This window comes from Deltaproteobacteria bacterium (assembly GCA_029860075.1).
GTDB lineage: Bacteria > Desulfobacterota > JADFVX01 > JADFVX01 > JADFVX01 > JAOUBX01.
The window spans coordinates 1-8,423 of sequence record JAOUBX010000128.1 but is presented as its reverse complement, the minus strand read 5'-3'; the positions used below and the strand labels follow the sequence as shown (position 1 = coordinate 8,423).

The 8,423-nt window shown below is 46.3% G+C and carries 7 protein-coding genes; all 7 read right to left on the bottom strand.

The window, feature by feature from the left end; genetic code table 11:
- Nucleotides 1–445 precede the first annotated feature (445 nt).
- Complete coding sequence (locus tag OEV42_20860) at nt 446–1,189, bottom strand: hypothetical protein (GenBank protein ID MDH3976721.1); 744 nt, start codon at nt 1,187–1,189, stop codon at nt 446–448.
- A complete protein-coding gene (locus OEV42_20855) occupies nt 1,186–1,626 on the bottom strand; it encodes a hypothetical protein (GenBank protein ID MDH3976720.1) in 441 nt (146 codons plus the stop codon). The genes OEV42_20860 and OEV42_20855 overlap by 4 nt, the downstream gene beginning before the upstream one ends.
- Nucleotides 1,627–1,984: 358 nt before the next feature.
- On the bottom strand, nt 1,985–2,236 hold the full coding sequence (locus OEV42_20850) for a PilZ domain-containing protein (GenBank protein MDH3976719.1): 252 nt from the start codon (nt 2,234–2,236) through the stop codon (nt 1,985–1,987).
- A gap of 78 nt (nt 2,237–2,314) precedes the next feature.
- Nucleotides 2,315–3,055 carry a tRNA (N6-threonylcarbamoyladenosine(37)-N6)-methyltransferase TrmO gene (tsaA, locus tag OEV42_20845; GenBank protein MDH3976718.1) on the bottom strand — a complete coding sequence of 247 codons (741 nt, stop codon included), beginning with the start codon at nt 3,053–3,055 and terminating at the stop codon, nt 2,315–2,317.
- 68 nt (nt 3,056–3,123) lie between these two features.
- On the bottom strand, nt 3,124–3,624 hold the full coding sequence (locus tag OEV42_20840) for a cyclic nucleotide-binding domain-containing protein (GenBank protein ID MDH3976717.1): 501 nt from the start codon (nt 3,622–3,624) through the stop codon (nt 3,124–3,126).
- A gap of 106 nt (nt 3,625–3,730) precedes the next feature.
- Complete coding sequence (locus OEV42_20835; GenBank protein ID MDH3976716.1) at nt 3,731–5,233, bottom strand: hypothetical protein; 1,503 nt, start codon at nt 5,231–5,233, stop codon at nt 3,731–3,733.
- 527 nt (nt 5,234–5,760) lie between these two features.
- On the bottom strand, nt 5,761–8,423 hold a 2,663-nt coding region (metH, locus tag OEV42_20830; protein ID MDH3976715.1), incomplete at its 5' end, for a methionine synthase.

Below are 8,423 nucleotides of genomic sequence, written 5' to 3'. Positions count from 1 at the left end.
ACACCCATAGGGAAGCAGTCAAATTAGAGAGACTATCACCTGTATTCAAGAAGGGAAGGTTTGGAGTCTTTTTCCCGCGTAAGCGGTTGAGTTCAACAAGTTATTATGTAGTTTTCCCGATAATATCAGAAGTAAATATCCCTTACAAAGTTTTATTGCTATATTTCTCACTTATCAGATAATTTAGTCACTTATTTTGTCGGCTAACACTCATATTTGCGTATTGGCCGGAAAACCCGGAAGATCCGGAAAGTTTTATTCATTTTAATTTGAAAGCGACTACTATTTAAGGAAGGTTCTTTTTGATGATTTCAGGAAGTAATATACACTCTTCCCCCTTACTCTCGTTACACTTTTCCTCCGGCGCCAATAAGCCTGCGAAAACGAAAAAGCCGGTATAGACTCAAACGTCCATACCGGCTTTAACATCTATCATTTAGAAAAACTACTTGATCATGTAAGGCTTGAGAGGCGTAGCCTTTTTCTTGATCGGCCCTGAATGGCAACGGGCACAATCGGAAATGGGGAAAGCCACTTTTTCAGTTTTTGCAGAGTGGCACCATCCACACCATTTTCCTTCCACAACTTCATTCATGGTCATCGGGTTTTCACCGGCAACAGGCTCGAAAAAGGGCTTTTTGTCCGTCTGCGCCTCATGACAGTTTGAACAGCCAAGCCACTGGGTATGGGCCTTGTGCGGAAAAATGACGTCAGGCGTCCAGCCGACGGCAGGAATGACAATATCGATATTTAAAATCATCATATCGTCATCATCTTCAGAAATTTTTCCTATAGGCATAATTTCCTTATTATTTACTGCCTTGACCCAGTTGACCCTGTTTCCAAAACTATCCTTCGTAAGCCCCGTCATACCGGCAAGGGGTGGAAGTAGCTCATTCTGAACTGAGGGTAAAGCCGCATCATGCAGGCCATCAGCAGTGGGTGACAACTGCGGTGCAGGCTCGGGCTTATGAAGCCTGTTAAATTGAAGGTGCGGCGCAAGCGTGGTATTCTGCCTCGCTTTCGTAATTTCAGCTGAAACAGGTTTTACAATCGTCACGGCGCCGGAGCGGGGAGCAATCTCCTTTGAGTCAACATCGTAGGCAAGTTTTTGTTTGGCAAAGGCTGATGGCGACAAAAGAAGCGTCACAAGGAGGAAAAAATATACCGTAATTATTATATTTTTCATCGCTTACCTCCTTTCTTTTTCTTTTTCTTCTTTTTCCCTTTCACAGATTTGGCTGCAGGCGCTTTAACAACCGCCGCCGCACTGGATGGCATTAACTGTTTTGCCGTAGGGGTTCCTGTATGACACCTGTCGCAATAAAAAGCCGACCAGGCTACCTGACCGTTATGGCAGGCCCCGCAAAACTTTCCCTCAACAATATCGGTCATTTTAATATCGTTAGCGCCGAGCTTCATTTTGAAGCCGAGATCCTGGTGACACACTTTACAGGTAATACGAACTCGATGAACCCAGTGAGGAAAAACAACGGCCCTCATCCCATTTTTGCTGGCATATCTATCGAGTACCTTGTCACCGTATTCCGCCATCGAAACTCCCGACATAAGCGGCGAAGCGACAAAGAGAACTGCCAGCACAAACAACAGCACAAATCTTTGCATTCTTACCCTCCATTTTTTTTGAATATTATCTAAGTAGAGTCAATTTTTGGCTCATTGCAAAAATCAACAGGGAAGCTATCTTTATAGGATTATTTGATTCTTTTGTCAAGAAAAAAGGAGAGAATAGTAGAGATAAACATCAAGCAACCTTTCCCTTTATCCCCATGGCAAGGAAATCACCGGCCGGAGATTCAATCTTTTCGGCATGGCGGCCAGGTTCCTTATACTTTTATGCTATGGCGTTTACAGCAGAATGATTACCTGAAAAATATAAAGAGCGTGTACGCCTGGAAATAAACCGGATCAGGCGCTCAACTATTCTATGGCTGCTTTGCAGATATAGCGGGAGAGCGCTGCATCATTTTTCGTTAGCGCCATATTTTTTAAAGTTTGTAATACTTCTTTTTACCTGGTCAGGCATTTCAACAAACTTTAATCCAATGCCGGGGCTCATGGCAGAAACATCATCAGAAACGGTATTAACAACCCGCACAACCTTGCCGTAAGCCTTAAGCGGGTCACCGAGAGGACTCAGCTTGAAAAGGGCATCTACTTTAGCTCCCACATGGAGAGAATAAACACTGTTAATAAAAATTCCCTCTTCACTAATAAACGCTGTTCCCTCTTGATTCGGCCCTGTATTCCAAGAGCGGGACTTTTATTTTTCAACAAAGGCATTTAAAAAAAATCACTTTAATTTGACAACTTCATTAACAACAATCCGATCACCCTCAAGAGACCATTTTATATCAAGGTTCATAAGGGTGATGGCAAATCTCGCTTTTGAATGCCTGGGCAGATAGTATGCAGGCCTCGGATCACCGGCAAGCATTTTTACAATGAGGGACCTTAAGCCGCAAACGCCATTTTCCTCCTCCAGGGTAATCATTTTTTCGGCTTCGCAAGAAAAGTGTATATCGAACTTCCTGCCGGGAGGCTCCTGGGCGTATCCCCCTGCAGCATGGGAAAGAGAGTCCGAATAGGGAAGGTAGGGTTTGATATCGATAACGGGCGTATCATGAAGAAGATCGACTCCCTTGACATGAAGAAAAACCTTCCCCTTTCTGAAAGATATCTCCTCCAGTTCCACAGCCGACATACCGATAGGGTTAGGCCTGAAGGGGGAGCGCGATGCAAAGACGCCGACTTTCTTCTGTCCTCCAAGCCTTGGCGGCCTTACCGTCGTCTTCCAGCCCTCTGCGGCGCTGTCGTGAAAAACAAAAAGGACCCAGACATGGGAAAAGCCTTCAAGCCCTCTAACCATCTGTTCATTATTAAATGGAGCGAGAAGCTCGATAGTTGCCGTCGCCTCGGGAATAATACCCGCTTGCCTGGGAATACCAAATTTTTTTTTGAATATTGAATGGACCCTGCCAACAGGTGTGAGGGAAAAAGGGTCACCGGCCCATACTCTTTTGTCACTGCACATGGTGAATTTTAAAAAAGCGTCTCATTACGGATGTCAATGGATAAAAATGTAATTTCAGATAACCGGCCTTATGGGCTGCCTTCTTTAAGGCGGTCGATTTCGCGCTTTGCAGCAATAAGAGAATCCGTCGTTTCTCTCAAACGGTTAGCCAGCAGAATCGAGAATATACGGAATATAATGTACATGAATGTGCTTTTATCAGTTTTGTCGAGCATATCCATATAGGAGGAATCGACCATAAGGCAGAGCGTCTTGTCAAAAGCCCTGACCGTAGCCGATCTGGGGCGGGACTGTATAACAGCCATCTCACCAAAAACATCACCGGGCTGCCCCAGCTCTGCCAGTTCAACACCATCCTTCTCAACAATAACCTTTCCTGAAAGTATAAAGAAAATGCAGGTATCGGTATCACCTTCCCTGATAATGACCTCATCGACATCATATTCCCGTACCTTGCTGAACTGCATGAGCCCTTTAATATCATCCTTATCGAAGGTTCTCAGTATGGGCAACTGCTTTAGCCGCTCAACAATGACCGCATTTTCATCAAGAAAGTCAGACTCTTTCATCGGGTTTAAACCTCCTTTTAACTTTCAGAAATTCCCTATGAGGAACTTATACCACAAGGCATATAATCTCGCAACAAAGATATTCCCCTGTCTTCTCACCAATAAATCACCTTAAATACTCAACTATTTCAGCTTCATAAGTCTTAAAATACCCTTCCAGATCATTTTTCCTTCCCTGCAACGCTTTTTCGGCAATCTTCCGCAATTCCAGGTAGTTCACGTTACGGCCATTTTCTTCTTTAAACCAGTGAGCCACACGCCTTGTATCCTCTCTAAGCACGGGAATTACTTTCTCCGACAACGTTCTTATCCTGAGAGCCTCGAAAGGAGAAAGACCGTCAGGGACGGAGGGCTGCCTTCCCCTGTAGCCGGCCAGCACCGACCATGTTTTGGCCAGCAGGGCGAGAGGAACTTCATCATAAGAATAGCCCACTTCAGCCCCCATGGCAGCAGAATGCAAAAGGGCATCCATAACGGCAAAAGTGAGCCTTTCATCGCCTAATGCCTCCTTATTAATCCACTCTGCAATGGGAACAAAATGACTGTCATATTCAAGGTATGACGGTGGGAGAAAGGTGTGACCGGAAAGACCGAGAGAGTCGAACCACCTTATGAGAACCGGTGGCATGGGAGCTTCCCTTTCAGCCCAGAGTGAAATACCGACACTGTTATAGGCTGTCAAAATCATCTCCTCCGGGAAAAAACGCTTATCATCATTCCAGTTCATCTCGTGATCATATGAAGCAGGGGCCGACTCTGCTTTATGCCAAATAAATGAGGCGGCCTTGTGCGGCAGAAGCGGGTCTTCCCGCAATGCCGGAACATAAGAAGCCGGCCTAAGCAAAATGGCGCTGTAATTACTCCTTTCAAGATATTCAGCAAGAGACATTTTAACGGTTCCCCGGAAGGGAAAAGATGAAAGCACCCGGGCCTCGCCTGTCTCGTCATCGACATAAATAATAGCCGAATGTGAATATTTTCCGGGCCTGGCGTTTCCCCGTGCAATGAGGAGAGAGACAAGACCACCGCCGCCGGAAATAAGGACATCACCGCTATGCACCTTAATACCCTGAACAACAGCAGCCGGTGTTAATGATTTGCCCTCTCCCAGCATGATAAGGGGAGAAAGCATAAGATCATCGAGCCGTACAAGAACCTCTTCCGATGCAAGCCTTCCACCAGAGAGAGTCCGGTAGAGAGCATCCCTTACAGGCGTATTGTCCCCCGGCCACGTTCTCGACAGATGAAGCATACGGCGCCTGGCCTTATAGATAAAAGTCAGGGCTTTCGCGGCAAATCTTTTTTCAGCCGAGGCCCTGCCGCAGATTTTTATTTCAAGCAACCTCAGTTTATCCAGTTTTTCAGGCAAATACGAAAGCGCCGATCTTTCAATCGATAAGAGCAAGGCCTCACCTTGAGCCAGAAAACTATCCATTGCTGCTGACGACTCTTCATAGGAAAGGGCCGCTCCGGCAAGATAGTGTTCTTCAAAAAGAGGGAAGAGTTTTTGAGGTTCCCCCGGCGGCACCCTGTTCGTCGTTCCGGACAGGGCCCATGAGGGATAAAAGAGCAAAAAAGCGGCTATGATAATAAAATATTTTGCAGGCATAAGAGTCAAGGCGAGTTAAAAGGTCTTATACCTGAAGAGTATAACAGAAAGAGAAAGTCAATGGATTGTCGAAGAAAGCCAAAATCCTGGAATCGTCGGAGATCTCTGAGCAGTGGGGTCCGGCAATGTCCCCTTAGGAAATAGCACTAACCTGTCATTTCGAGCGCGCCCGAACAAAGTGACCATTCTTTTGCGTCATTCTAAATAGTTTTCATCGGTCAAGGGTGCTTTTTCGCAATCTCTACGTCAATCTTCGGTTTTGCTTGTGCCATGTACAGTAGTACACCTCCGCGCAAACCCTTGATTTCCTTGACCTTGCAAAAAATCCCTCCTTTCCGAATTGAAAACATAGTTTGATTTTTTATAGTTTCTGGATGGACACTAAATAGAAATTGTTGATGCAAATTTCTAACCGGACAACACTGAGTTGGATCATGGTTTCCAGGTTAATTCCCCTTCGACAGGCCTGTCGAATTGTATAAATGACTTTTTAACAGTCATCCAAAACTACTTACGAACGTTGATCATCATTGAGGGTCGTAGTTAAGCCAGGGAGCCAGCCAGCCTTCCATCTCTTTAAAGGGCATCCCCTTTCTTTTCGCATAATCCTCTACCTGGTCACGGCCGATCTTTCCTGCGCCGAAATAACGTGACCGGCGATGAGAAAAATAAAGACCACTCACTGAAGCGGCAGGATACATGGCTTTCGATTCTGTAAGCCATATGCCCGTTTTCTTTTCAACATCGAGGAGAGACCAGATTATGTCCTTTTCCGTATGGTCGGGATTAGCCGGATAACCGGCGGCAGGACGAATGCCTCTGTATTTTTCATGAATGAGCTCATCATTGGCAAGGTCCTCATCCTCCGCATAGCCCCAGAGTTCCTTTCTCACCTTCTCGTGGAGAAGCTCTGCAAAGGCCTCGGCCAGCCTGTCGGCAAGCGCCTTGACCATAATAGTGCCATACTCGTCATGCGTCTTTTCAAATTCATCAATAATCTTTTCTATACCAAGCCCGGCCGTCACGGCAAAGGCGCCGCAATAATCGCGTATCCCCTTCTCTTTGGGGGCCACAAAGTCGGCAAGCGCAAAATTCGGCTCTCCTTCTTTTTTCTCTTCCTGTTGCCTGATAGTATGAAAGACGGCAGCAAGCTCACTTCCATCTTCACCCTTATAGATCTCGATATCATCACCGGCGCTGTTTGCCGGGAAAAGCCCCACCACGGCACTTGCCTTTAGGAGCTTTTCAGCAACAATCCTGTCGAGGAGTTTATTGGCATCGTCATAGAGCTTTGTCGCCTCGCCGCCCTTGTCGGGATTCTCCAGAATCTGAGGGAATTTCCCCTTCATTTCCCAGGCAATAAAGAAGGGCGTCCAGTCGAGATATTTTCTTATCTCACCAAGGGAATAATCTTCAAAAAGGGTAAGGCCCATTTTTTTTGGTTTAATTACGTTGTCATCACTAAAATCAAGCTTTGCTCCATTTACTCTCGCCTCTTCTATGGAAAGGTAATTTTTTATACTCTTCTTCCGTCCATAGTTCACTCTGGCATTTTCCTGCTCTTTTTTCAGTGATGCAATAAATTCTGACCTCTGTTCTGCCGAAATGAGACTGCTCACGGCAGGAACAGACTTTGAGGCATCATGGACATGAACGACGGCGCCTGAATAGACCGGGGCGATCTTGAGCGCCGTATGGGCTTTTGAAGTCGTAGCGCCACCGATTAGAAGGGGAATATCAAAATCCTGTCGTTCCATTTCGGAAGCGACATGGACCATTTCATCGAGTGATGGCGTAATAAGGCCGGAGAGCCCTACAATATCGGCTTTTACCTCTTTCGCCTTGTCGAGAATGGCCTGCGTATGGATCATAACACCCATATCAACGACATCAAAGTTATTACACTGGAGCACGACACCAACAATGTTTTTACCGATATCGTGAACGTCACCTTTAACAGTCGCCATGAGAACCTTACCTTTTGCCGTGACTCCTTCTCCTTTTTCTGCCTCAATATGAGGGAGAAGCCAGGCAACGGCCTTTTTCATAACGCGGGCGCTTTTTACCACCTGGGGGAGAAACATCTTACCGGCGCCGAAGAGATCACCGACAACATTCATCCCCGCCATAAGAGGGCCTTCTATAACATGGATGGGACGGTCCGCCTCTTTTCTCGCCTCTTCCGTATCTTCATCGATATATTCGGTCACTCCCTTAACAAGGGCATGTTCGAGCCTTTTTGCAACGGGCCAGCTGCGCCACTCCAGGTCTTCCTTAACCACTTCTCCCGTACCGCGATATTTTTCAGCTACCTCCAGCAGTCTCTCCGTTGCGTCCTCTCGTTTATTGAGCACCACATCTTCAACACGCTCCTTAAGCTCTGCCGGCAGCTCATCATAGACGGCAAGCTGGCCTGCATTGACAATTCCCATATCCATGCCGTTCTTTATTGCATGATAGAGAAAGACGGAATGAATCGCTTCTCTCACGGGATTATTGCCCCTGAATGAGAAGGAAACATTGGAAACACCACCGGAAATAAGGGCATGAGGGAGGGTTTCCTTTATTGTCTTTACAGCCCTGATAAAATCAATGGCATAGCTGTCATGTTCTTCAATACCTGTAGCAACGGCAAAAACATTAGGATCAAAAATAATATCTTCTGCCGGAAAACCAACATCCTCCGTCAGCACCCTGTAGGACCGGCTGCATATCTCCACCTTTCGTTTATAACTGTCAGCCTGGCCCTCTTCATCAAAGGCCATGACAATTGCGGCAGCGCCGTAACGTTTGAGAAGTTTTGCATGCTTTTTAAATTCCTCTTCCCCCTCCTTGAGGCTGATGGAATTAACGACACCCTTACCCTGAATACATTGAAGACCGGCTTCGAGAATTTCCCACTTGGAGGAATCGATCATTATGGGAACCTTACAGATCTCCGGCTCTGAAGAAATGAGGTGAAGGAATTCAACCATGGCCTTTTTGCCGTCGAGCATGGCCTCATCCATATTAATATCGATGATCTGTGCGCCGTTCTCCACCTGCTGGCGGGCAATGTGAAGGGCCTCATCGTAGTTCCCCTCCATGATAAGACGCTTGAATTTTGCCGAACCTGCCACGTTGGCACGTTCGCCAATATTAACAAAAAGAGATTCAGGACCGATATTGAGTGCCTCAAGCCCGCTCAGTT